Raw genomic sequence first — 25283 nt, forward strand, 5'->3', positions numbered from 1 at the left:
AATTGCCAATCGTAAATTACAATCGACTATAACGCTAAGTTATAGTAAGAAGAAATGTTTTGAATAAAAAGCTCTGATAAAGAATCTGATTTTCCTAATAAAGTGATGATGTAAAAGTATCTTTCGATTGATAAATTGGCTACATCTAAAACTATTAATTCATTATTTCTAAGCTCTTTATCTACAGCTTGTATTGACATGAACGCAAAACAATCAGAATTTAATAAATAAGATTTTATACTTTCTGTAGATCCCAATTGCATTTCGATTTGTAAATCGGTTATTTTTATGTCTACTTGTTTTAAAGCAAATTCTATAACTTCAAGTGTTCCTGATCCGCGTTCACGGGTTATAAATTTCATTGACTTTAGATCTTCTAATGAAATTTCGTTTTGCTTTAAGAAAGGATTTTTGGTATTGCAAACCAAAACCAATTCGTCTTTTAAAAACGGAATGTATTTGATCGATTGATTTTTAGATTGTCCTTCAACAATGCCAATTTCGATTTCTTTATTGATTAAGGCATTTTCGATTTGTTCGGTATTTCCGTTGAGCAAATTGACTTTGATTTCTTTTTGCTTTTGATGAAAACGTGCCAAAACCGGAGAAATAATATATTGCGAAATGGTTGTGCTTGCGCCTAACCTCAATAAACCTTGTCGTTCGTTGATAAATGAACTCATATCAAAGTCAATTTCACGATAGATTTCGAATATCTTTTTGGTGTGTTTTAAGAGAATTTCTCCTGCCGGAGTTAAGGCAATTTTAGAACCGTTGCGTTCAAAAAGCTTGGTTTTATAGGTTTCTTCAAGTTCCTGGATGTGTTTTGAAACTGCTGGCTGTGAAATGTATAATTCAGTTGCCGCTTTTGTAAAGTTTAAGCGGAGTGCAACGGTGTAGAATACTTTTAGCCTGAAATCCATTTTTTATTATTTTGAAGAAACACTAATTTCACTAATTTACGCGAATTTAATATTAATGTATTAGTGTAGTCCCTACGGGACAAATTTATTGATTTTCTATATTTATTCTACCAACATTTAACTCCTAACGGAGTATTTAATAACAATATAACTCTTAAGGATATATCTCGTATCATTCCATATTGCTATATCTAAAATCCATTTATTGTTTTTGAAAATTCATTTATAACCAATCAATTGGATATATATATGAATTATTTAGTATGAAAATTAAAAAATACTTATCGTTTTTTTTATCCTTTCTATAAATATAAATCTTTTTTGAAAAAGCTTTTTTTACTAAACTATCCTCTTTTTCAATATCATTTACTTTAGAATCAAATTTTGAGAAAGTAAATTCGTTATTGTTATTGCTGAAAGTAATACTATTTGCCCTTTCATTAAATCGGGTAATTACAAAATTATAGTCCATCCTATTATTCTTTCTAGCACTAATGTAGAAAATAGAAAAAATTGTTATCAAAAACAGACTAAAGAAAATAATGATTTTTTTTGCTTGCATTTAATATTTCATGTTTCAAAACTTTGAACCTTTGTCCCTTTGAACCTTTACAACTATTTACAACAACCCATTATATTTCCTCACAAACCATTCCGTAGTTAATAAAATAGCAATCAAAATCAATAACCAAATCCAATCAATTAACGGAGTTTTAGTCGAAACATTTTTCTCAATCGATTTGTATTCCTTATTTTCTAAAAGTTCGTGAATCAAATCATCTGCCTGATTTTCGAAGAATGCCTTTCCGTTTGTTTGTAAAGCCAATTGTTTTAGTTTTAAAACGTCGGGATTTACAAATTGTTTTTCGATATCAAAATCTAAAATTTCAAAATGACTTGAATAGGATGTATTTGTGTTTAACTCTTTTACAATAAAATTATATTTCCCTGTTGATAATCCGTCCAGATTTACTGAGAATGAATTATTTCCTTTTAATAAATCGTAGTTTTTTGCTTGTTTCGTTTCGGCATTTGTAACCGTAATTGTCAATCTCGCTTTCTCGTCGAACTCATAATTTTTATTGAAGTATTGAGCATTGATTACAATTGCTTCACCTGAATTATAAAAGCTTTCGTGCGTTACAACGAGCGATTTCTTTGAAGTTGTCGATGCCAGATACTGAATAATCTTATCTATAAAAACATCATATTTTTCAAAGGATTGATTGTCTATATGACTTTGTAAACGCCATTTCCAGCTGTTTTCTCCCAATAAAAAAGCGGTTCGTTTTCCTTGATTTTCGGCGAAAGCCAATAACGGAGCATTTGTAGATACATTCCTGATTTTTGAAGAAAGCAAAACTGAAACATTCGGGTTTGCCGTAATTGTTCCGAATAGATTTTGCAATGGCGGAAAATTTTCGAAACCTATATTATCGATCGCAAATAAATTAAACTGGGATTGAAACTCTGCTAAATAATCTTCCCTTTGATTGCTCATATTAAAAACCAGACTCTTTTGCTGCTGGTTTAAAAAATTAAAATCTGTACTTCCTCCGGTAATTATAAAGGTATTTGTTGCTGCTAATTTATTGTTGTCAAAAATGGCTTTAAAAGCTGAGTTTGGCTGATATAAAACCAGAACCGAAACTTCTTGTAATTGATTAATATCATTTGGTTTAACCAAAATCACTTTACGCTGCGCATTAACTTCTATTGAACGTTTTAATGCTGCAATATCCGGATGATTTATAGACGAAACTATTGCAATAGTTGACTTTTGATCGATTACTTCTACCGCAAAATTCTTGATATTATTATAGCTGTTTTTCTCTTTTGAACTGGATGAAATACTGGCTTTAAAAACTTGTAATCCTACTTTATCAGCGGGTAAAAGTAAATTTAAAGTCGCTGTTTTTTTAGATCCTGAAAAAGAAACTTTTTCTTTTGCAACGATTGTATTTCCTTGTGTAATGGTGAAATCGGCATTTGTATTTTTATTTCCTGAATATTGAAGAAAAACTTCTACGGGAAATTTATTTTTATGAAAGGCGTATTTGTTTACGTTAAGCTGATTGATTTTAAAATCAAGAAATGTAGTTGTATCTCCCACAACTAAAGGATAAACTTTATTAACAGGATCAAAACGATATACATAATCGTTTCCTGTAGTTTGATTTCCATCTGTTATAATAACTGTTGGGAAAATCAGATTTTTGTTGATGCTTTTTAAATTCTTCGCAACTTCATCAAGATTGGTTTGCTTTCCTTTAAAATCAAATTTGTCCGAGGGTTTAAAATCGGCATCAAATAGATACGATTGAATTTCAAATTTCTCTTTAAGTGCAGGATTCGAGATTAATTTCTGGTATAATTCGTCTGCTTTTTTATCTGATTTTAAAACAGTAATCGAACTTGAATTATCAACGGCAATTGCCAAAGGAGTTTTGGTGATTTCCAGCGTATTTTTTGTCATTATCGGGTTTATCAATAAAACCAATAATCCAAAAATGGCAAGAAAACGTAAAAAAGCCAAAAACCAAATCACATTGGATTTGTTTTTGGCTTTAAAAAAGTATTGAAAATACGACAAACCACCCGCTATTACTAATGAAAGTAATAATAATAGAATCGTGTTTGTAGTCATATTTAGATAGTTTTCAGTGGCAGTTTTCAGTAATCAGCGCCAACTGATACACTAAAACTGATATTTTATGAAATAGTTTCAGTAGTCAGTGTAAACTGAAAACCGTAAACTGAGACTTTTTAGGTTAACATTCCTCCGCAAACATTAAGTACTTGGCCTGTAACATATGCACTCATGTCTGATGCTAAAAACAGACAAGCGTTTGCAACATCTTCTACAGTTCCGCCACGTTTTAACGGGATTCCGTCTCTCCAGCCTTTTACTACATCTTCCGGTAATTTTGCAGTCATTTCGGTTTCAATAAATCCCGGAGCGATTGCATTACAACGAATATTACGTGAACCTAATTCTAATGCAACAGATTTTGTAAATCCAATTGCACCTGCTTTTGAAGCTGCGTAATTTGTTTGTCCTGCATTTCCTGATACTCCAACTACAGAACTAATATTAACGATAGAACCTGAACGTTGTTTTAAAAATGTCTTTTGAATTGCTTTTGTCATATTAAATACTGACTTCAAGTTCACATCAATAACCTGGTCAAAATCAGCTTCAGACATACGCATTAACAAATTATCTTTTGTGATTCCGGCGTTGTTAATTAAGATATCAACTGTGCCAAAATCAGCCAAAACAGCTTCAACAAAAGTTTGCGCTTCATTAAAATCCGCCGCATTCGATTGGTATCCTTTTGCTTTAATTCCTAAACCGTTCAATTCAGCTTCTAAAGCCTGAGCTGATTCTACAGATGAGCTATATGTAAAAGCCACATTTGCACCGTGTTTAGCAAAAACTTCAGCAATTCCTTTTCCAATTCCACGACTAGCGCCCGTAATAATGGCAACTTTTCCTTCTAGTAATTTCATATTCAAAATTAATGTTAATATTTATTTGTAGCTATTCCTGCTATCCGCTATATCTTTTTCTGTCTAAAAAGCCAGAAAAAGGATGCCGCTTCTATCAGGGCTATGAATGACTTGTCAAATATATGATAATTCCCTTTTTAAAAAAATAACTATTGCAATAACCTTTCAACATTAGCGAAAACTTATAGAGCAAAAGATTTAAAATCAAAAAAGCAACTCAAAGTGAGCTGCTCTTTCTTCAAAATAAAATTAAAACTAATCTTTTATAATTAAAACAATATGAGTTGAATAACTAAAAATAATTATTGATCTCATTCATTTACATAGGATTCAGTTTTGTCATAAAAAAAACGAATCCAAGTAGTATTGCCATAAATAGCATTCTGTAAATTGATGCGCTAAATAACATTGTTCTATTACGTTTATCTTCTCTTTTCATTTTTATCATATTAATTACCGTTACCGGAATGATTACTATGATTGATAGGTATAGAAAATATCTTGTGTACTCCGGATGTAATTGTGCTATAGTTACAAGCACCAATCCCCATAAAAAGAACGCGATATTTACAGGTGTAATAAGTTGTTTCATAATGGGCTTTAATTATTTAAAAAACACAAAGCTAGCTCTGTGAAAAAATATATTTCTTTTTGTATTCTTTTACATTTAAAATCTATGTCCCGATAGCTATCGGGACTATGTGTTTAATTGAATTTTAGTGATTACTAAATGCGATTTAGTTAAAAAAGAGCAGCTCGACTGGAGCTGCCTTTTATCCAAAATAAAAAAAAACTAAAATAAATTATAACTGATATGTGGTCATTCTAAAACTAGTTGTTGAACTTGTTATAGTGTAAATTGGATTGGTGTAAGTGACAGTAAAATTCTCTTTTTTAACGTATAATCCGCCAGGAGTAAAAAATTCTGCATCAAGATTTTTCAGGAATGCCGGAGCAGGAATAAAACCCGCATTATCTTCCCATGAATCACTCGTTAATAGTAAAGTTTTGCTTGTATCATTTGAACTGGTGGTAAAATTGTGATAAACAGCCGGTCTACCTCCATTAAAACGATATTCTATAAAATTTGCACCTCCTGAATTAAAGTAAACCTGAATTCTGCTTATGGATTGATTTGCTGGTAACGACGCATTTGTTTTAGCAATTATTGATCTAAAATAATCAGATGTTGTTGATGCCGAATATAAGTTTGCTGCTAAATATCCTAAAACATATTGCGGTTGTCCATCCGTTAATTTTTTATAATCATCTGTTAATCTAGGCGGTGCATTTGTGTATTTAATGGTTGCGCTTACTCCTCCTGTTCCTTTGGCTACAAAAGTGTTGCTTGCACTATCATAGATAAAATTTGACAGTTTTTGTCCTTTGATTATTACTGGAGTTTTTGATATTGCTCCGGTTGGTGTGTAGGATAATGCGAGACCAAATGTTTCATCAGAACCTTCTGCCAATGCTGTTGCTCTTCCAAAACGGGCATCTGAATTAAAATCAAATTCATATTGTTTTATTGCCGATCCGTCATTTTCTTCTAATAATCTAAACAACGGACTTGTGATTTCTCCGGTTATAGATTCGATTATTGGCGTATTTTGTGGTAAATCTGTCCAGTCTTTTGCTGTGGCTTTTACAAATCTTAATTCTCTAAAATTTCTATTGGATCTAAAAATGATTTCTCCATTTTGTTGTCCGTAATAAAAAAACTGAAAATCTCCTAAATATCCTTTACCGTAAAGTTCCGCTGTTGGAAAATTATCCGATTGGGATAAAAGATGAATTCGATTTGCGGTTGTAAAAACTAAACTTACGGTGCTTCCTAACTGAAGTTCATACTGGCTTCTGTGAATGTCTGTATCTTCATCAAAATCTGATGCCATATCTACTTTTCCGTCAGGTAGAAATTTAAACAAATGCGTCCATCCGCCTAATTGTGTACTATCTGTATAATAAACTGCTTTCCAGCCTTCTGCAGATGAAAGTAATACGTCCTGCAATTCTTTTTTCTGAGCATTTAAACGCTCTGTAGGAGTCTGATCGAATTTCTGATCCGCTTCTGTACTCGTACATGCACCCAATACGATTGCCACAAAGGCAACTATGAGGTACTTATATATATGTTTTTTCATAATATTGATTTCTATAATTAATTATTACTCATTATGATCGATGTCTTAATTGCTGATAACAATATCTGTGTTTTTTTGTGCTTCATCTCTTAAAGCATAAAAATCGATATTGAAATTATCCTTGTAATATTGTACTACAATTGCTTCTTTCTTTTTAATATTAGCTTTGCCGTTTACGTCTGTAACTCCGGCCAAAAGTGCAGCATATTCTGCTTTTGAGCTTGTTAAAATTACAGAAGCCGTTTCAGCAAAATCTTCATATATATTAAGTCTTGCATAACTTGTAATAAAACCTAGTGATCTTGATGTTGCTGTACTTTCTGTATACCAGCTTGTGGTATATCCTGACGGCGTTAATTTTGCCCAGGCTTGTTCATCAAAAGGTTTGGTCTGGTTTAAAATGTGTACATATTCATGCTGAATGGTATGAATAAACTCGGTTACTTCAGGACAGCTTTTTCTATTAAGATAATCTAACTGAAAAAGTGTGACTCTTTGCCCTCCTTCTGCTAATCCTAATGTTAATGTACCGTTTGTATTTAAGTTTAATCCTCCAACGAGAACAAATTCTCTTGGAGCGATTTTCTTCACAAAATCTTTTCCGCCAATTGTACTGTAACTATCAATCCAGATTTTTTTAACTACTTCAAGTGCAGGTTGTACTTTTTCGACTGTTGGTGGAAATAAATATTTTGTATTATCGACCAGATTTTGATTCCATTCATAATAAATCTTGATATTATACGGATCTAAAAAGCTGGAATCAATCCATTTATCTAATTCGGTTTTATCACGTTCTGAATAATCCAACTGACTTTCTCCAGGCTGGTCTTCGTGAGCGCAGGCAACAAACAACAGTGAAGCTGTAATCATTGCAAGGGCTTTATATCTTTTTAATATTTTCATAATAATTAAATTAAGTTTTTTAACGTGGATTTTTTTCGATTCCATTGTCTGATGCTCTCACCGGAATTTGTAAAGCTCTGCGTTTATCGTCTTTGACTAAAACGTTGTTTTTTACAATTTGTCCAAACTCGTAGGTATTGTGTGTTACCACAAGATTGAAACGCTTGATATCAAACCATCTGATTCCTTCTTGTAAAAAATCTCTTCTTCGTGCTTCTGCAATTGCTTTTATATAAGATGCCTGAACTGGAGTTAAGGTATAATATGGTGTAAATTCTCCTTCAATTACAGGATATTTCGCTACCACTTTAGCTTCAGTTAATTTGTCTGTCGCGGGATCATAATCTTCTGTTCTGGTTGCGAAAAAATATTCTAATTCAGTATTGGCTTCAGCAATCTGATTTTTCATAACATGAGCTTCAATTCTATTCAGGAAAAACTCGTCATTACTTAAAAGTACGATTCCTGTGTAGGGTTCTCCAACGCCTGTAGTCAGGTTTGTCACTTTAAAATATTCGTAAAATTTAGGTACCAGAACTGTCTGACCCCCATTATATTGACCAGCAGCACGTATTGCCCAGGATTTTCCAAAAATATTGGTATCTGTCCCTAAAATTTCATCTACTCTGTTTCCTGCAAGTGTAAATCTATTGGTAAAACCTCTTCTCCAGATTGAATTAGGATAGGCTACTAATAAATTGGTCGATTGTTCTACTCTTGAATATTCAATTGGCATTTGAGCATAAGCAACTGCATTAAAAGCGTTGTAATCTCTTAGTGTTGTTGGCGCAGAACCCAAATCTTTTGAGTATTCAATTACTTTATCCCAATCGCCTTTTACTAAGTAAAAACGGCTTGCAAAAGCTTTTGCAGCGTCAACATTAAAATGGTATTTTGGTTCTTTATAACCGTTAGTTACATACTTCATTCCTTCATTAATATCCTGCTCAATAAAATCAAAAACTTCTTTGACAGAGTTACGTTTGTATTGCACTAATAATGCTCCTTCGGGTTTTGTGATGTAAGGAATTCCTAAATCTTTTGCCGCAGTTGCAGGATTGTATCGGTTTGCCCAAAATGAAACTAACATAAAATGCGAGTACGCTCTTGCCATTAATGCTTCTCCTTTTTGAGGATTCAGACTAGCAGGATTTCCCAGTTCGTCAATAGCTTCTAAAGCTTGATTTGCTGCTGCAATTGCAGTGTATGAAGCACTCCAGAAATTGGCTTCGGTATCAAGACCCATCTGGGTTTGCATTTCCCAGTTGTAACTTTGTTCATTATCTATATCTGAATCTGGTAATGCGCTGTCAAATACATTGTCAGACATGGTTTCTGCAATTGCCATATAGGTTGCAGATGGATATGCGGTTACTAATAATTCTGATATTTTTTCGGGCGTATTTATTTGTGTTCTGTTGTCTGGCACTTCTGATAAAAAATCATCGCAACTACTAATACCAATTAGCAATACTAATGAAAGTGCTATTTTTATATTTTTCATAATTATATTATTATAATGAAAGATTTAAAGTAAATGTATACTGAGATGTGATTGGGAAGGCAACTCCTCCTGTATTACGAAATTCAGGATCTTGCCCGTGCAATCTTTTATCTGAATAAATCAACCACGGATTTACTGCTGATCCTTTTAATGTAAAAGCACTAACGCCTAATTTTCTCTTGAAATCTTTAGGGAATTCCCAACTAAGCGAAACATTTTTTAATCGTACAAAATCACCATCAGCAACTCTTACATCAGAATAATTGTATGTGTTATAAGCAATTTGTAAATCGCTTGCTCCGTAGTTTCTGTTTAACAATTTATCTGCAATAACAGGAATATTGGTTTTATTTTCATCTCCCGGATTGATCCATCTGTTAGTATATTCTTTAGTAAAAACAGTTAAATCGTTATATTCATTGCTGTAAACCGGATTCAAACGCACTTTGTTTCCTCCTGATCCTACAACAAATACATACAATGACCAGCTTTTATAAGTGAATGTATTGGCTAAACCAATTGATTTATTTGGCTCGATTGATCCTTCGTATTTCAAATATTTGTCGACATTATCTGTATCCTGAAAGTTGGCTTTCGAAATATTATTTTCTGCTCCATCCTGTAAAATAAAAGTTGGTAATCCCTGATTGTTCAAACCTGTAAATTGGTACGAATAAATAGAGTTTCTAGGATGTCCAACGGTGTTACCACCGTTAGAATCAACCAAATCAAAAGCAGAAGGTTTGTTGGCTAATTTTGTAATTTTCTGGTCATAAACTGAAAAGTTCAATGTTGTTGACCATTTAAAATTATTGGTTACAATGTTTTGAGTTGTAAATCCAAGTTCAATACCTTTTGTTTCCATATCAGCATTATTTCCTTGCTTAACCGATTGACCTCCAACACCTGAAGTAATTACGTAATCAATTAAATCGAACGCTTTACGTCTGTAAACATCTGTAGTCAATTGAACTCTGTTATTGAACATACCGATATCTACTCCAATATTAGTTTCAAATTGTTTTTCCCAAGTTAAATCCCTGTTTTGCAAATCGTCAATTCTGATCGCATTTTCTCTATCCGAAAGATTGAAACGGTCTGTGATAAAACTTTTGTAAATAGCCAGTGAATTTGTTGCCGGACCAGCCGTGGCAGTAAGTCCGTAAGAAGCTCTTAATGCTAAAGTGTTGATTGATTCAACATTTTTCATAAATTTTTCTTCGGCAACATTCCATTTTCCACTAATTGTATAAGTTGGCAGCCATCTTGATGAACCTGTATCTCCTTGTCTGTTAGATCCATCGTAACGTCCTGTTACAGAAGCTGTATAACGACGATCGTATGTATATCCAACTTTCCCGAAAAAACCAACTGTTCTTTCTCTTTCTTGTCCAAATTCGTAATAAGAATCTCCGCCATTCACAATTTTTTCAATTATTTTAGGATCGATAAATGAGGTAAGTCCTTTATCATATTGAATACCAACAGCCGTGAAATTATCATTGTTTCTGTCTACTGATCGAAGTTCTGTACCAAAGAAACCTTCCACTTCGTGTTTTTCTTTGAAAGTGTTTCTATATGTAATACTGTTTCTGATATTATAAGATGTCATATCATTTGTAAACTTTCTTAAGAATCCTCCACTTGGCAATACCGAAACTTTTGGCGCTGTCAAATCATTTGGATCCTGATATAAGAATACGTTGTCTTTTTGTATTTGTGTATTCAAATTATCTCCAACTCCTGCATTATATGCGGCAATTACATTTGAACCTTCAAAAATTTTATGTTCTCTTGATGTATTTGCATAACGTGCAGAACCTGTAAGATTGTAAGTTAAATGCTTACTTAGCTTATAATATAAATCTACCTGAAAACGAATGTCATTTACTTTTATTCCTAAAGTATTGTTTTCTAATTCGTTTACAATATTCATTGGCGCCCAGTTATTTTGATAATATTCTAAATTTCCATTATCATCATATGGTCTTAAAGTTCGGCTTGTATTTAAAACATAATTAAACGGGTTGATATCAAAATCTCTGTTTACTCTGCCAAATACAACATCTTTTTTACTTTCATAAGATCCGGGAGCTTCCTGATCACGGATAGATCCCATTGTAGAAAGTGTGATATTTAATCTGTCATTTACAAAGAAAGTTCCTTTAATATTTGAGGTTAATTGTTTTACATTATCAGCAATTGTCCATCCCGGATCTGTGTAATATCCTAAAGAGGCATAAAAAGTATTGTTTTTTCCCCCACCGGAAAAACTCAATGAATGATTTTGAGTAATTGATGGTCGAAATAAAACACTAAACCAGTCTGTATTTGCCAGTTCGTATTTTTTCAAAAACTGATTGATATTGGGCTGGTCATTTTTAACTCCAAACTGACCATTTGAATCGTTATAACGGTTAATTTCCTTTGCAAGAATATTGTAAGCTCCACCAAATCTACCTGTGTACGAAGAGCTTAAATCAAGATATCCTTTTTGTTTCATTTCCTGAAAAACACTCATGGATTCCTGAGAATTCAGGATATCATATTGCGAATAACTGGGAACGGCTCGTACTGTATTTTCTACAGAATAACTCACTTTCAATGGTGCATCTCTACGACCTTGTTTTGTTGTAACAACCACAACACCATTCAAAGATCTTGAACCATAGATTGAGGTTGCAGATGCATCTTTAAGAATTTCAATACTTTGAATGTCATTAGAATTTAAACCAGCCACTGATGAACTCAATAGTGTTGATGAATTTCCGGAAGCCAAATCAGCAAACGAAACGTTGATAATATCTTCCTGAACAACTCCATCAATTACCCATAAAGGTTTTGTATCTCCAAAAATAGATGAAGATCCACGAACCGTGATTTTAGGCGCAGTACCAAAAGTTCCAGTCACGTTTTGAACCGTTACACCGGCAGCTTTACCCTCAATCATTCTGCTTACATCTACAACTCCATCCACTTTTAATTCAGCTCCTGAAATTTTGCTGATTGCACCAGTAAAAGTTCTTTTTGATGTTTTTTCGTAACCTGTTGTCACTACAACTTCTCTTAAATTTTGTCCGGCTTCTGCCAAAACAATGGTCGGATTTGTATTTTCAATTCCAATTTCTCTGGACTCCATTCCAACATAAGAAATTACAATTTTGTCACTATTCGCGGGCATTTCAATAGCAAACTTACCATCAAAATCAGTAAGAACTGCTATTTTAGTTCCTTTGGCTAATACTGTTGCACCCGGTAACGGACTGCCACTGGCATCTGTAACTAAACCTTTAATAATTGGTCCGGCAGTTAATATTTCGAACAAAGAATTATTAGCATCTGTGACCGCAAAGGGATCTGTGGTATTTTTTTGCAGCACAATCTGATTGCTTATTTCGGTATAAGTAATATTAAAAGGTATTAAAATTCGATTAAGAATGCTTGAAAGAACCTCCTGATTGGCATCTATGCTTACTTTTTGGGCAAGCTGAGGCAATCTTGAATTATACGAAAATTTTACATGAGCTGACTTTTCTAACTTCGACAACACATTATCCAAAGTTAAATTGGCAACATTTATGGTCACTTTAGTATCTAGTTTTTTTTGCCCATTTACATTATTTGCCATTCCAACACTTGAGAATACAAGCGCCAGGACAAACTGAAATAGTGTTATTTTCATGATTCGATGGAGTAATCGTTGTTTAACAACTGGTTTTTTCATAATTTTGGATTGTTTTGATTAATACGGATTCGAGTGTATTCTAAGAAACATTTATGAATTGCTCTTTACAGAGAGAAATTAAAATCATTTAAGTGTCGAAAATGTTACAGTATTTCGGCACTTTTTTTATGCATTATCTTTTACATAGGCATTACTGTTAGTTTTGTTTTGGATTATTTTTGGTTGTTTATTAGCTTTTAAAATTTAAATCAACTCTGTAATTACAGTTATAGAATTGATTTAATTAGATTAATTACATCCCTGTGATGTTATAATAATCTGATTTCCATTCATTTCAAAACTGGTGTTGTTGCCAATACTGTTACAAACAATTTTTAGTTTTTCGGTCAAAGGCTGATCGCTTAATGAAGTTGTAAGGTGGCAATCTTTTAATTTATTTTTAGGATAATCGATATCTACTAAATAAGCCTGCTCCATTGTTTCAAAGATTTGTGATACAGGAATATCAGTAAACTCAAAACTTAATTGCTCAATATTACCAACGCTTTTAGTCAGTTCTTCGTCTTGGGTGATGTTGGTAATTTTGTTAAAACTCAAATCGCTGCGTACAAAACGCAATGCCTGATTAGGAAGCAAGACAACTTCTTCCTGATTTGACCTGGAAATTAAATCATTCGATTTTACCCTAACTTTACCGGTGCGCACGAGAACTTCTACATCAGGCTGATCAGAATAAGCCTTCACTCTAAAACTAGTCCCAACTACCTTTGTAACAATTTCGTTTGCATAAACAAAAAAGGGCTTTTTAGGATTTTTACTAATTTCAAAGAAACCTTCGCCGGACAAATACACCTTTCTTTCGTTTCCGGTAAAGATTTTAGGATAACTTAATTTACTATTGGGTTGTAATAAAACCGAACTTCCATCTGATAATGTGATGATTTGAGGTTTATCTGAATTATTAGTCTGCTCAACTAATCCTTCACTATTTTCATCGATAAGTTCTTTATAGGTAATTACATTGTTTTTGGGAACAATTTGATTATTGTAAAACCAAACTGATACTAAACCGAAAACTAAAGTTGCAGCAACGCCGCTCAGAAAATATTTTTTAAGGAATTTTACTTTTGAATGTGAAATTAAAGTGTTTTGATTTTCTTTTTCCTCAATTTTAATCCAGGTAGATTGCAAAGCATTATGAATGTCTGATGCTGATAAAGTAGAACTTGGCACTTTCATTGCCAATAACAATAATCTTGCATCTTCGACCAACTTGGCACGTTGTTGGCTTTCTAAAGTCCACTCTTCCCAGCCATCTTCATCGATTTTATTTAAAATCCATGATTGGAATGATTCGTCAGATAAGAAATCTTCTAATTCGGTATATGTATTACGTTTTTGCATCTAAAAATAAGGTTACAAAAACATAGAGGACACTTTTCTTATTATATACTCACCAAATTGTGATTTTTTTTTTTTTATTTTAAAATAAATTTAACATGTAGTTAATGATAGCAGCAAAATTAACGAAAAACTTCCCTTCCATTCCTTGCGCAGCGTCAGTAATCCGCGATATAACAGGTTACTTGCCGATTGATAATTGACTTCGAGCATTTCAGCAATTTGTTCTACCGTTAATCCCTGATTATATCTTAAATACAAAGCTTCTTTTTGCCTTGCCGGTAAATCATTTAATAATTTATTCAAATGAGCTACTCTTTCTTTTGTCGCATAATCGTCATCTATTAGATCATGTTCAACTGAAAATTCTAAAAGAAATGCAATAGAATCCGTGCTTGTTACTTTTCTAAAAATATGATCACGTTCATGTAAACGTGCAATTCGCTTGCGTACGCTGGATAATAAATATGCTTTAACAACAACCGTACTTTGCAATTTGTTGCGATACACCCAAATGTCTGTAAAAACATCCTGAACACAATCCTGTACTTTTTCAGTATACGGAGAAAGCGAATTTCCGTAATTAACAAGATCAGCATAGTATTTTTCAAATAATATTGAGAAAGATTTTTCATCACCTTCTTTCAAATTATTCCAAAGCGTAATATCATCGAAAGTTTTATATTCTAAATTTTGGGTCTTCATATTAATTTAGCAGGTAATTCTTGAATATAGTCACTTTGTTTTAACAAAAAGAATACGGTATTTTAACATATTCCTTTAGTATCGTGCGATAAATATATAAAAGCAAATTTTTAAAAACAATTTTTTTACACAAAAGAGACGGTTTCCTAACACAGGAAACCGCCTCTTTTATTGATCTGCCACGTGTTAACCGCAATACTAGAATTATTCTATTTTAAGAAATATCTTAAATTGTAAGATTTTATTACCACTCTTTTATGTTTAGCTTTTAACAAATTCTATTATCGATGTTGCTTTATCATTGAGAACAACTTAGTATTGAAACATAATATCAATTGCAATAAATCCTCAATGTTATATAAATGGAAAAGCCTTACTAAATAAAATAGTAAGGCTTATGATAATTTTTATTCTGAAAAAGCTTTTAGAAAGCTACATTCCATCTTGGTAATTTTGCATTTGCATCCAAAAAGTTTTGCAAAACCTGACCTTCAACTGCAGTTGGAATTGCTTTTACTTCTGCGTTAAAAGTTTCGTACCAAACTACTTCAAGAGCATCAATACTTTCTAATTTCATTTGTGCTGGCCAAGAATATTTTCTTCCAGTTTTTGCAAATTGGTGTCCGTTGACAATTTTGTCATACAAACCACCATTTTTGCTTTTTAAAGTTCCGTCATTTTGAACAGTTCCTGTAGAAGCAACCATTACTAATTCTTTGGCATCACCTTCAATTGCATAGACAACAAAAACACCTGCACCTGCTTCCGGAGCATTACAAACTTGTTCTAAACTATCTTCGATTGTAAAAGTAAAACTATTGCTTACTTTAAATTTTTCTAATTCTTTGTACATATTTTTCTTTATTAAGCTTCTAAGCCACTAAGGCTCAAAGTTACTAAGCATCGTGAATGAGTTAGTATTTTAAAATGGAAAAAAGTCTCAACAAAGTTGAGACTTTTTTGGAATTTATTATTTTAAAGATTGGAATCTAATTATCCAAGTATTTCTTTTACTTTTTTACCAATTTCAGCTGGTGAATCAACAACGTGAATTCCGTTGTCTCTCATAATTTGTTTTTTAGCTGCAGCTGTATCATCAGAACCACCTACAATAGCACCTGCGTGACCCATTGTTCTACCAGCAGGAGCAGTTTCTCCAGCGATAAAACCAACAACTGGTTTACGGTTACCATCAGCTCTAACCCATTTAGCAGCATCAGCTTCTAATTGACCACCAATTTCACCAATCATAATGATGATTTCAGTTTCCGGATCGTTCATTAATAATTCAACAGCTTCTTTAGTTGTAGTTCCAATAATTGGATCTCCACCAATACCAATAGCTGTAGTAATTCCTAAACCTTGTTTTACAACCTGGTCAGCAGCTTCGTAAGTTAAAGTTCCTGATTTAGAAACAATACCAACTGTACCTTTTTTGAAAACGAAACCTGGCATAATACCAACTTTAGCTTCACCCGGAGTAATAACACCAGGACAGTTTGGTCCGATTAATCTAGAATTTCTTTCTTTAACATAATTATTTGCTTTAATCATATCTGCTACAGGAATTCCTTCTGTAATAGCAATAATTACTTTAATTCCAGCATCAGCAGCTTCCATAATTGCATCAGCAGCAAAAGCTGGTGGTACGAAAATGATAGATGTATCAGCTCCAGCTTGTTCTACAGCGTCTTTTACTGTATTAAAAACCGGACGATCTAAATGGCTAGTTCCACCTTTTCCAGGAGTAACACCACCAACAACATTAGTACCGTACTCAATCATTTGAGAAGCGTGGAAAGTTCCTTCACTTCCTGTAAATCCTTGAACAATTATTTTGGAATCTTTATTAACTAAAACACTCATGATATATATTTTATGTAGTTTTTAAAATTGTGATGCAAAAGTAAGGTTTTGTAACGTATTTTAACCTTTTTGTCTTTAAAAAAATTAAGAAAATTGACTCATCTGATAACCTCGATATAATTTATCATCTTTTATTTGCCAAATTGTAGTAAAATGCGCCAATAACATCTCTTCTCTTGGATTTTCAATCGTTTTCACAAAATGTGAATAGCGTATTGAAACCAAATCATCTTCGGCAATAATGTGGCTAATTCTTACTTTTGAACGCACATAAGCACGACTAAGTTCATTTGCCATATCCAGCATCGAATTATAATCCATCTCGATTAATCCTTTGGTGCTATTCCAATCTAACTTGACATCAGGATGCAAATAAGTTTTCATTATTTCGCTATCAATTAAGGCATCTGACTTATAAAATTTTTGAACAAATTCTTTAATAGACATATTACTTCAATTTATTTAAAATTTCAGGAATCTTTTTGATATTGGCTAATTGCTTTAACTTTTCTCTTGATTCTTCGATTGGGGTTCCAAAATAAGATTTTCCTCCTTCAACCGATTTGGTAACTCCGGTTTGTCCTAAAATAACAGCCTTCGCTCCTATTGTGATACCGCTTGTTGTACCAACCTGTCCCCAAATTGTTACTTCATCTTCAATAATTACACAACCGGCAATACCAGTTTGTGAAGCAATTAAACATTTTTTACCAATTACGGTATCATGCCCAACATGCACCTGATTGTCGATTTTTGTACCTTCGCCAATAGTTGTATCGCCTGTAACACCTTTATCGATTGTACAAAGCGCACCAATACCAACATTATCTTCAATAACAACTCGACCGCCAGAAATTAACTGATCAAAACCACTCTCGCGTTTTTTATAATAAAAAGCATCTGCTCCTAAAATAGTTCCCGCATGGATCATTACATTATCGCCAATTACAGTATTGTCATATATGGTAACATTAGGATGTATCAAACAGTTTTTACCAATTGTAACGTTATTGCCCACAAAACAATTAGGCTGAATCACAGTTCCTTCGCCAATAGTTGCAGAAAGAGATATGTTTACAGTTGTCGCCTGAAAAGGTCTGAAATGTTTTGTCAGCGTATTAAAATCTCTGAAAGGATCATCAGAAATTAAAAGAGCTTTACCTTCCGGACAATCTACTTTTTTATTAATTAAAACAATAGTAGCAGCCGATTGTAAAGCTTTGTCATAATATTTAGGATGATCCACAAAAACAATATCACCGGATTCCACAACATGTATTTCGTTCATGCCTGAAACTGGAAAGTTTGGGTCACCTATAAATTCGCATTGAAGCAAATTTGCAATTTCTTGTAAAGAATGAATCTTTGGAAATTTCATATTTTATAATTAGTTTTTAGTCTCAGTTTTCAGTCTCAGTTTTCAATCTATATCAACAAAACTGATAACTGCGACTGAAAACTGAAAACTAATAAAAACTACTCTTTTACACGCTCCATGTAATTTCCTGAAGCGGTATCAATTTTAATTTTATCACCTTCGTTGATGAATAAAGGAACGTTTACAGAAGCTCCAGTTTCTACCGTAGCAGATTTTGTAGCATTTGTAGCAGTGTTTCCTTTTACTCCCGGCTCAGCATAAGTAACTTCAAGAATTACAGATGATGGCATATCTACAGATAAAGGCAAATCAGTTTCAGTATTAACCTGAACCATTACACTTGTTCCTTCTTTTAATAATCCCGGAGCATCTAAAATGTTTTTATTCAAAGAAATTTGCTCAAAAGATTCTGTATTCATAAAATGAAATTCATCTCCTTCAGCATATAAAAACTGGTAATTATGCGTTTCAACACGAACATCTTCTATTTTATGCCCTGCAGAAAATGTATTATCCAATACTCTTCCTGTGGTTAAACTTCTTAATTTAGTTCTTACAAAAGCTGGACCTTTTCCAGGTTTTACGTGAAGAAATTCAACGATTTTATAAATATCGTGATTGAATTTAATACACAATCCGTTTCTAATATCTGATGTAGATGCCATTTGTTTTCTTTTTTATTTTTTGTTAAATCGTTTAATCGTTAAATTGTTTATTCGATTAAACGACTAAACAAATAAACAATTAAACTTTATTTTAATAGTTCCCTGAATAACCTTTCATGATTCCTCTTGATGAATTTCTGATAAAATCTAAAATTTCATCTCTCTCAGGAGTAGCTTCCATTTCGGCTTCGATAATACTTAAAGCTTGTGTTGTATTATAATTCTTTTGATATAAAATTCTGTAAATTTCCTGAATTTCTCTAATTTTTTCAGTAGTAAAACCTCTTCTTCTTAAACCAACTGAATTAATTCCTACGTATGATAACGGTTCTTTTGCTGCTTTTGTATAGGGAGGAACATCTTTTCTTACCAATGATCCACCAGAAATCATAGCATGATCTCCAATATGGATAAATTGATGAATAGCCGCTAAACCGCCAATAACTGCATGATTACCAACTACAACGTGACCCGCTAGAGCAACACCATTTACAATAATCGCATTATTACCAATTTCGCAATCGTGGGCAATGTGGGCATAAGCCATAACTAAACAGTTATTACCTAAAATTGTTTGTCCTGAAGCAACTGTACCTCTATTAATGGTTACACATTCTCTAATAGTACAATTATCTCCTATAATAGCTAAAGAATCTTCTCCTCCAAATTTCAAATCCTGTGGCACCGCAGAAATTACTGCTCCTGGAAAAATATTGCAATTTTTACCAATTCGAGCACCTTCCATGATTGTTACATTTGAACCAATCCAAGTACCGTCACCAATAATAACATTATTGTGAATTGTTGTAAAAGGCTCAATTACAACGTTTTTAGCGATTTTAGCGCCGGGATGAACATATGCTAATGGTTGATTCATCTGTGAGTTTTATATTTTATAATTAAAATAATCTAATGTGGGCAACAAACCTAAACAATAAAATTTATAAATTATTATTGTTTTCTTGCAATTTGAGCCATTAATTCTGCCTCTGTTACCAATTTTCCATTTGCGTATGCATTTGCCTGCATGTGACAAATTCCTCTTCTGATAGGAGAAATTAATTCGCATTTGAAAATTAAGGTATCACCAGGCAATACTTTATGTTTGAATTTAACATTGTCAATTTTCATGAAATATGTCAAATAATTTTCTGGGTCAGGAACTGTGCTTAAAACCAAAATTCCGCCTGTTTGTGCCATAGCTTCAACAATTAAAACACCTGGCATAACCGGAGCTTCAGGAAAATGTCCTACGAAGAAATTTTCGTTCATCGTTACATTTTTCATTCCCACCACATGGCTATCAGACATTTCAATAATTCTGTCAATCAATAAAAATGGAGGTCTGTGTGGCAAAACTGCCATAATTTTATGAATATCCATCAATGGTTCCAAATTAAGGTCGTAAACCGGAACATGATTTCTTTGTTCAATTTTGATAATTTTTGCTAATTTTTTGGCAAACTGCGTATTTACATAATGCCCGGGTTTGTTAGCAATAATTTTTCCCTGAATTCTAACTCCAATCAAAGATAAATCTCCAACAACATCAAGTAATTTATGTCTTGCAGCTTCGTTAGGGTAATGTAAAGTAAGATTATCCAATACACCATTTGGTTTTACCGAAATTTTGTCCTTACCAAAAGCTTTCTTTAAATTTTCCATTGTTGTCTCAGATATTTCTTTATCTACGTACACAATAGCATTATTTAAATCTCCACCTTTAATTAATCCGTTTTCCAGAAGAGATTCTAATTCATGTAAAAAACTAAAAGTTCTTGAATTGGCGATTTCGTCTTTAAAATCGGCTATGCTTTTCATGGTTGCGTTTTGAGTACCTAAAACTTTAGTACCAAAATCTACCATTGCAGTTACTTGATAATCATCGCTTGGCATCACTAAAATCTCGCTTCCTGTAGTTTCATCAGTAAACGAAATTACTTCTTTTACTACATAAACATTACGTTTAGCTTCTTGTTCCTCGATACCAGCATTTTCAATTGCTTCAACAAAATATTTTGATGAACCATCCATGATAGGAAGTTCAGAAGCATTTAATTCTATAATAACGTTATCCAAATCACAACCAACCAATGCAGCTAAAACGTGTTCCGGAGTTTGAATTTTTACACCTAATTTTTCTAAGTTAGTACCTCTTTGTGTATTAACAACATAATTAGCGTCAGCCTCAATGACTGGTTGACCTTGCAAATCAACTCTTACAAAAGTGAAACCATTATTTATTGGAGCTGGTTTAAAAGTCATTGTAACTTCTTTTCCAGTGTGTAATCCAACGCCTGTTAGTGAAATTTCATTCTTGATGGTCTTCTGTTTAACCATTATTTCCATTTTTTGGGTTTATTATTTGTTTTTTTAATTCTTCAACTTCGGCAACAATTTTAGATAAATTTCTAAAATGAACATATGATTTGTTAAAATCACTATATCCAAGTGATGGTGAACCTTGTAAAATTTCATCATCTTTAATGTTTCTTGCAACTCCTGACTGAGCCTGCAATCTCACATTATTACCTATTGTTAAGTGGCCTGCGATACCTACTTGCCCGCCAATCATACAGTTTTCTCCAATTTTTGTAGAACCTGCAACACCCGATTGCGCTGCAATTACAGTATTTTTACCAATTTCTACATTATGGGCAATCTGAATTTGATTGTCTAATTTAACTCCTTTTCTGATTATTGTAGAACCCAGAGTTGCTCTGTCAATTGTAGTATTTGCACCAATATCTACATTATCTTCAATAATAACATTTCCTATTTGAGGAACCTTACTATAAACTCCTTCTTCATTTGGTACAAAACCAAAACCATCTGCGCCAATAATAGATCCCGAATGGATCGTACAATTGCTGCCAATTATAGTTTCAGAATAAATTTTGGCGCCTGCAAAAATATATACATTATCCCCAATAACAACATTATCGCCAATAAAACTGTTTGGATAAATTTTTACATTATTGCCTAAAACCACATTTTGTCCTATATAACTAAAGCTTCCTAAATATAAATTCTCTCCATATTTGGTTCCTTCAGATATAAAAGATTGTGCTTCTATTCCGTTTTTATTCAGTTTAACCTGGTTGTAAAATTCTAAAAGCTTTGAAAATGACGCATACGCATCTTCTACTTTTATCAAAGTTGTAGTGATTTCCTGTTCCGGTACAAAACTGTCATTAACAATCGTTACTGATGCTTTTGTAGTATATATGTAGTTGATATATTTGGGATTAGCCAAAAAAGTAAGCGATCCTTCCTCGCCTTCTTCTATTTTAGACAGCCGAGAAACTTCTGCATTGGGATTCCCAACAACTTCTCCTTCTAAAATTCCCGCTATTTGTTCTGCTGTAAATTTCATTGCGACAAAAATATAAAAAATAGATTTTAAATGTTAATTTTAGATAAGTTGTTTTGGAAAACAGATGTAATATTTTGTAACCAATTTAGATAATGATTTCAAATTCAGCTGATCAGAGGCTTCTACCACGTCTTCAATTGTTTTATCTTTTTTCAAAATTCGTATTGGTTCGGCTTCTTTACTGTAGGCCTGATTTTTTATTTTTCCTCTAAAAATAAAATATCCAGCTTCTAACTGTGTAATATGATGCGCGTTAGCAAATTGTTCCTTTAAAGATTGTGATTCTTCCATTGGAATTTTCTCTGCACTTAATTTAATTTTTAACAAATCTCTGTTAATCAACATTTTACTTAATGTAGATAATATAAAATCGTTATGCTTTTGCCAGGCTTTTAAAGCGCTAATAATATCAAAATCATCTAATTGTGAAAATAAATCTAATTTTTCGGCATCAAAATTTTCTAAATCGACCTTATTTTGCATAAAATACAAAAGCGGCTCGCTGCAAGGCAAATTAATTCCTTTTAATGTCAATTCTTTCGCTCTTTTTAGCACTTTCATCAAAATTAGCTCGGCAACTAAACTTGTTTTATGTAAATAAGCCTGCCAGTACATTAATCTTCTTGAAAGCAGGAACTTTTCAACGGAATAAATTCCTTTTTCTTCAATTACTAAAACATCATCAACTACATTCATCATTTGAATCAAGCGCTCAGAATTTACATTTCCTTCGGCAACACCTGTATAAAAACTATCACGCTTTAAATAATCCATTCGATCCATATCTAATTGACTTGAAATCAATTGCAACATGAATTTTCTGTGATATTCACCTTTAAAAACCTGAATAGCCAAACTTAATCTTCCGTCAAATTCATCATTTAACTGATTCATAAATAATAACGAAATTGCTTCATGATTCACATCTTCAACAATACTTTTTTCCATTGCATGCGAAAAAGGCCCATGACCAATATCATGCAATAAAATAGCAATCAGCAAAGCACATTCTTCATCACTTGAAATTGCAACACCTTTAAAACGAAGCGTTTCAATAGCTTTTTGCATTAAATGCATACAACCCAATGCATGATGAAAGCGCGTATGATTAGCTCCGGGATAAACTAAATACGATAATCCCATTTGCGAAATACGGCGTAAACGCTGAAAATACGGATGTTGAATTAAGTCGTAAATAAGCTCGTTCGGGATGGAAATAAACCCGTATATGGGATCATTGAATATTTTTAACTTATTGATTTGAGTCACTATTTAATTCTTTTTAGGTCAACAAATATAAGTAAATAACCATAAAGAGCTTTGCGTTTTTCATTTTAAAATTGACAATATATTGTACTGATCTTCAATAGAACACTTCTTCAAAAAAAAGTTTTAAAATAAAAATCACTATTTGTTATTCTGAAATTTATACTATTTTTAATACTTTTTAAGTTCTATACCTCTAAATTGCATTAAAATTAAACACGTTTATGGATAAGATAAAAATACTTTGGGTCGATGATGAAATCGATCTTTTAAAGCCTCATATATTATTTCTGGAGAAGAAAAACTACGCTGTAACTACTTGTAACAACGGTTTAGATGCTATCGCTCTTTTTGAAGAAGATAATTTTGATATTGTTTTTCTGGATGAAAATATGCCCGGAATGAGCGGTTTGGAAACGCTTTCGGAAATGAAAGAAAAAAAGTCAGCCATCCCGATGATTATGATTACAAAGAGCGAAGAAGAATATATAATGGAAGAAGCCATTGGTTCTAAAATCGCCGATTATTTGATTAAACCGGTAAATCCGAATCAGATTCTTTTGAGTTTGAAAAAAAACCTGGATCATTCAAGATTAATTTCCGAAAAAACAACGTTGGATTATCAAAAGGAATTCAGAAAAATCTCTATGGAAATGGCGATGGTCAATTCCTATGAAGATTGGGTAGAATTATATAAAAAACTAATTTTCTGGGAACTGGAATTAGAGAATATCAACGATCAGGGAATGATTGAAATCCTTGAATCTCAAAAAGTTGAAGCCAATTCACAATTCGGAAAATATATCGAAAGAAACTACGAAGACTGGTTTGTACCAAAAGCAGATAAACCAATTCAATCTCACACTTTATTCAAGGAATTAGTAGTTCCTGAACTAAAAAAGAAAGACAAGCCAATTTTGTTTGTCGTGATAGATAATTTACGTTACGATCAATGGAAATCTTTTGAAACTGTTGTCGCAAATTATTATAAACTAGAAAAAGAAGTTCCTTACTTTTCAATTCTTCCAACAGCCACGCAATACGCCAGAAATGCTATTTTTTCAGGATTATTGCCAACAGAAATGGAAAAACAATTTCCGCAATACTGGAAAAATGACGTTGAAGACGGTGGAAAAAACCTTTATGAAGCCGAATTTCTTTCGGCACAATTAAAGCGTTTAGGTTTGAATATTAAAGAGGATTATTTCAAAATTACCAATTATGCCGGCGGTAAAAAACTGGCAGAAAATTTCAAAGCATTAAAAGGCAATGATTTGGTAACCGTTGTGTATAACTTCGTAGATATGTTATCGCATGCAAAAACCGAAATGGATGTAGTAAAAGAGCTTGCATCAGATGATAAAGCATATCGCTCACTGACTTTAAGCTGGTTTAAAAATTCTCCGCTTTTAGAGATTATTCAGCAAGCACAACTTTTAGGCTTTAAATTAATTCTGACTACAGATCACGGAACAATTAATGTAAAAAATCCTTCAAAAGTTGTTGGAGATAAAAATACAAGTTTAAATTTGCGTTACAAAACCGGACGTAGTTTAACATACGAGCAAAAAGATGTTTATGTTGTAAAAGAGCCGAAGGACATTGGTTTACCGGCAATAAACATGAGCAGTTCGTTTATTTTTGCTAAAAATGATTTCTTTTTGGCATACGTAAACAACTACAATCATTATGTGAGTTATTACAGAAATACGTATCAGCACGGTGGAATTTCATTAGAAGAAATGATTATTCCGTTCCTGGTTTTTAACCCTAAGTAAAAAAAGAGTTTTCAGTCGCAGTTTTCAGAATAAAAAGGTTGCCACAGATTTCACAGATTCATACAGATTAGAAAAATCAATAAAATCTTTTAATCTGTGGTAAAAAAAACTGTTTACAGTTTCCAACTGAGACTGAAAAATGTGACTGAGACTACAATTAATAAGCAATAAAA

20 protein-coding genes are annotated in these 25283 nt (G+C 32.7%); 1 reads left to right on the forward strand and 19 read right to left on the reverse strand.

Annotated elements, in window-relative coordinates; genetic code table 11:
- Positions 1 to 26: 26 nt before the first annotated feature.
- From KHA90_RS06585 to KHA90_RS06675, 19 genes are all read right to left on the reverse strand, one after another.
- Positions 27 to 923 (reverse strand): LysR family transcriptional regulator, encoded by an 897-nt coding sequence (locus KHA90_RS06585; RefSeq protein WP_213296662.1) that lies wholly within the window; start codon positions 921 to 923, stop codon positions 27 to 29.
- Between the two features lie 223 nt (positions 924 to 1146).
- Positions 1147 to 1485 carry a hypothetical protein gene (locus KHA90_RS06590; RefSeq protein ID WP_213296664.1) on the reverse strand — a complete coding sequence of 113 codons (339 nt, stop codon included), beginning with the start codon at positions 1483 to 1485 and terminating at the stop codon, positions 1147 to 1149.
- 57 nt (positions 1486 to 1542) lie between these two features.
- Positions 1543 to 3570 (reverse strand): hypothetical protein, encoded by a 2028-nt coding sequence (locus tag KHA90_RS06595; RefSeq protein ID WP_213296666.1) that lies wholly within the window; start codon positions 3568 to 3570, stop codon positions 1543 to 1545.
- 119 nt (positions 3571 to 3689) lie between these two features.
- Positions 3690 to 4436 (reverse strand): 3-oxoacyl-[acyl-carrier-protein] reductase, encoded by a 747-nt coding sequence (gene fabG / locus KHA90_RS06600; protein WP_213296668.1) that lies wholly within the window; start codon positions 4434 to 4436, stop codon positions 3690 to 3692.
- Between the two features lie 803 nt (positions 4437 to 5239).
- Positions 5240 to 6580, reverse strand: a complete 1341-nt coding sequence (locus KHA90_RS06605; protein WP_213296670.1) for a DUF4302 domain-containing protein — start codon at positions 6578 to 6580, stop codon at positions 5240 to 5242.
- Positions 6581 to 6625: 45 nt separating this feature from the next.
- Positions 6626 to 7486 (reverse strand): zinc-binding metallopeptidase, encoded by an 861-nt coding sequence (locus KHA90_RS06610; protein ID WP_213296673.1) that lies wholly within the window; start codon positions 7484 to 7486, stop codon positions 6626 to 6628.
- A gap of 19 nt (positions 7487 to 7505) precedes the next feature.
- A complete protein-coding gene (locus KHA90_RS06615; RefSeq protein ID WP_213296676.1) occupies positions 7506 to 8990 on the reverse strand; it encodes a RagB/SusD family nutrient uptake outer membrane protein in 1485 nt (494 codons plus the stop codon).
- A 10-nt stretch (positions 8991 to 9000) separates the two neighbouring features.
- On the reverse strand, positions 9001 to 12714 hold the full coding sequence (locus tag KHA90_RS06620; RefSeq protein WP_213296679.1) for a SusC/RagA family TonB-linked outer membrane protein: 3714 nt from the start codon (positions 12712 to 12714) through the stop codon (positions 9001 to 9003).
- 249 nt (positions 12715 to 12963) lie between these two features.
- A complete protein-coding gene (locus tag KHA90_RS06625) occupies positions 12964 to 14079 on the reverse strand; it encodes a FecR family protein (RefSeq protein WP_213296682.1) in 1116 nt (371 codons plus the stop codon).
- A gap of 90 nt (positions 14080 to 14169) precedes the next feature.
- Positions 14170 to 14781: an RNA polymerase sigma factor gene (locus KHA90_RS06630; RefSeq protein WP_213296684.1), complete on the reverse strand. Its 612-nt coding sequence runs from the start codon at positions 14779 to 14781 to the stop codon at positions 14170 to 14172.
- Between the two features lie 424 nt (positions 14782 to 15205).
- Entirely contained in the window at positions 15206 to 15634 is a 429-nt protein-coding gene (locus KHA90_RS06635) for a hypothetical protein (RefSeq protein ID WP_213296687.1), read from the reverse strand.
- Between the two features lie 140 nt (positions 15635 to 15774).
- Entirely contained in the window at positions 15775 to 16647 is an 873-nt protein-coding gene (sucD, locus tag KHA90_RS06640; RefSeq protein WP_047775108.1) for a succinate--CoA ligase subunit alpha, read from the reverse strand.
- An 84-nt stretch (positions 16648 to 16731) separates the two neighbouring features.
- A complete protein-coding gene (locus KHA90_RS06645; protein WP_213296689.1) occupies positions 16732 to 17094 on the reverse strand; it encodes a nuclear transport factor 2 family protein in 363 nt (120 codons plus the stop codon).
- 1 nt (position 17095) lies between these two features.
- Positions 17096 to 18025 carry a UDP-3-O-(3-hydroxymyristoyl)glucosamine N-acyltransferase gene (locus tag KHA90_RS06650; protein ID WP_213296691.1) on the reverse strand — a complete coding sequence of 310 codons (930 nt, stop codon included), beginning with the start codon at positions 18023 to 18025 and terminating at the stop codon, positions 17096 to 17098.
- A 98-nt stretch (positions 18026 to 18123) separates the two neighbouring features.
- Complete coding sequence (efp, locus tag KHA90_RS06655; RefSeq protein ID WP_089479142.1) at positions 18124 to 18690, reverse strand: elongation factor P; 567 nt, start codon at positions 18688 to 18690, stop codon at positions 18124 to 18126.
- A 91-nt stretch (positions 18691 to 18781) separates the two neighbouring features.
- Positions 18782 to 19567 (reverse strand): acyl-ACP--UDP-N-acetylglucosamine O-acyltransferase, encoded by a 786-nt coding sequence (gene lpxA, locus KHA90_RS06660; protein ID WP_065450097.1) that lies wholly within the window; start codon positions 19565 to 19567, stop codon positions 18782 to 18784.
- 74 nt (positions 19568 to 19641) lie between these two features.
- Positions 19642 to 21030: a bifunctional UDP-3-O-[3-hydroxymyristoyl] N-acetylglucosamine deacetylase/3-hydroxyacyl-ACP dehydratase gene (locus KHA90_RS06665; protein ID WP_213296693.1), complete on the reverse strand. Its 1389-nt coding sequence runs from the start codon at positions 21028 to 21030 to the stop codon at positions 19642 to 19644.
- Positions 21023 to 22066, reverse strand: a complete 1044-nt coding sequence (gene lpxD, locus KHA90_RS06670; RefSeq protein ID WP_213296695.1) for a UDP-3-O-(3-hydroxymyristoyl)glucosamine N-acyltransferase — start codon at positions 22064 to 22066, stop codon at positions 21023 to 21025. The genes KHA90_RS06665 and lpxD overlap by 8 nt, the downstream gene beginning before the upstream one ends.
- A gap of 39 nt (positions 22067 to 22105) precedes the next feature.
- Entirely contained in the window at positions 22106 to 23335 is a 1230-nt protein-coding gene (locus KHA90_RS06675; protein ID WP_213296698.1) for an HD domain-containing protein, read from the reverse strand.
- A gap of 221 nt (positions 23336 to 23556) precedes the next feature.
- Here KHA90_RS06675 and porX point away from each other — a divergent pair, with 221 nt between their 5' ends.
- The gene (porX, locus tag KHA90_RS06680; RefSeq protein ID WP_213296701.1) at positions 23557 to 25110 is read left to right on the forward strand and encodes a T9SS response regulator signal transducer PorX; all 1554 of its coding nucleotides are present in this window, start codon (positions 23557 to 23559) and stop codon (positions 25108 to 25110) included.
- Positions 25111 to 25283 lie beyond the last annotated feature (173 nt).

It is taken from the genome of Flavobacterium psychroterrae (genome assembly GCF_018380615.1).
GTDB lineage: Bacteria > Bacteroidota > Bacteroidia > Flavobacteriales > Flavobacteriaceae > Flavobacterium > Flavobacterium psychroterrae.

Coding starts and splice junctions, on each gene's coding strand:
- porX (WP_213296701.1), top strand. CDS start 23,557: ATGGATAAGATAAAAATACTTTGGGTCGATGATGAAATCGATCTTTTA.
- KHA90_RS06620 (WP_213296679.1), bottom strand. CDS start 12,714: ATGAAAAAACCAGTTGTTAAACAACGATTACTCCATCGAATCATGAAA.
- KHA90_RS06605 (WP_213296670.1), bottom strand. CDS start 6,580: ATGAAAAAACATATATATAAGTACCTCATAGTTGCCTTTGTGGCAATC.
- KHA90_RS06665 (WP_213296693.1), bottom strand. CDS start 21,030: ATGGTTAAACAGAAGACCATCAAGAATGAAATTTCACTAACAGGCGTT.
- lpxD (WP_213296695.1), bottom strand. CDS start 22,066: ATGAAATTTACAGCAGAACAAATAGCGGGAATTTTAGAAGGAGAAGTT.
- KHA90_RS06585 (WP_213296662.1), bottom strand. CDS start 923: ATGGATTTCAGGCTAAAAGTATTCTACACCGTTGCACTCCGCTTAAAC.
- KHA90_RS06615 (WP_213296676.1), bottom strand. CDS start 8,990: ATGAAAAATATAAAAATAGCACTTTCATTAGTATTGCTAATTGGTATT.
- sucD (WP_047775108.1), bottom strand. CDS start 16,647: ATGAGTGTTTTAGTTAATAAAGATTCCAAAATAATTGTTCAAGGATTT.
- KHA90_RS06650 (WP_213296691.1), bottom strand. CDS start 18,025: ATGAAATTTCCAAAGATTCATTCTTTACAAGAAATTGCAAATTTGCTT.
- KHA90_RS06610 (WP_213296673.1), bottom strand. CDS start 7,486: ATGAAAATATTAAAAAGATATAAAGCCCTTGCAATGATTACAGCTTCA.
- lpxA (WP_065450097.1), bottom strand. CDS start 19,567: ATGAATCAACCATTAGCATATGTTCATCCCGGCGCTAAAATCGCTAAA.
- KHA90_RS06625 (WP_213296682.1), bottom strand. CDS start 14,079: ATGCAAAAACGTAATACATATACCGAATTAGAAGATTTCTTATCTGAC.
- KHA90_RS06590 (WP_213296664.1), bottom strand. CDS start 1,485: ATGCAAGCAAAAAAAATCATTATTTTCTTTAGTCTGTTTTTGATAACA.
- KHA90_RS06630 (WP_213296684.1), bottom strand. CDS start 14,781: ATGAAGACCCAAAATTTAGAATATAAAACTTTCGATGATATTACGCTT.
- KHA90_RS06595 (WP_213296666.1), bottom strand. CDS start 3,570: ATGACTACAAACACGATTCTATTATTATTACTTTCATTAGTAATAGCG.
- KHA90_RS06635 (WP_213296687.1), bottom strand. CDS start 15,634: ATGTACAAAGAATTAGAAAAATTTAAAGTAAGCAATAGTTTTACTTTT.
- fabG (WP_213296668.1), bottom strand. CDS start 4,436: ATGAAATTACTAGAAGGAAAAGTTGCCATTATTACGGGCGCTAGTCGT.
- KHA90_RS06645 (WP_213296689.1), bottom strand. CDS start 17,094: ATGTCTATTAAAGAATTTGTTCAAAAATTTTATAAGTCAGATGCCTTA.
- efp (WP_089479142.1), bottom strand. CDS start 18,690: ATGGCATCTACATCAGATATTAGAAACGGATTGTGTATTAAATTCAAT.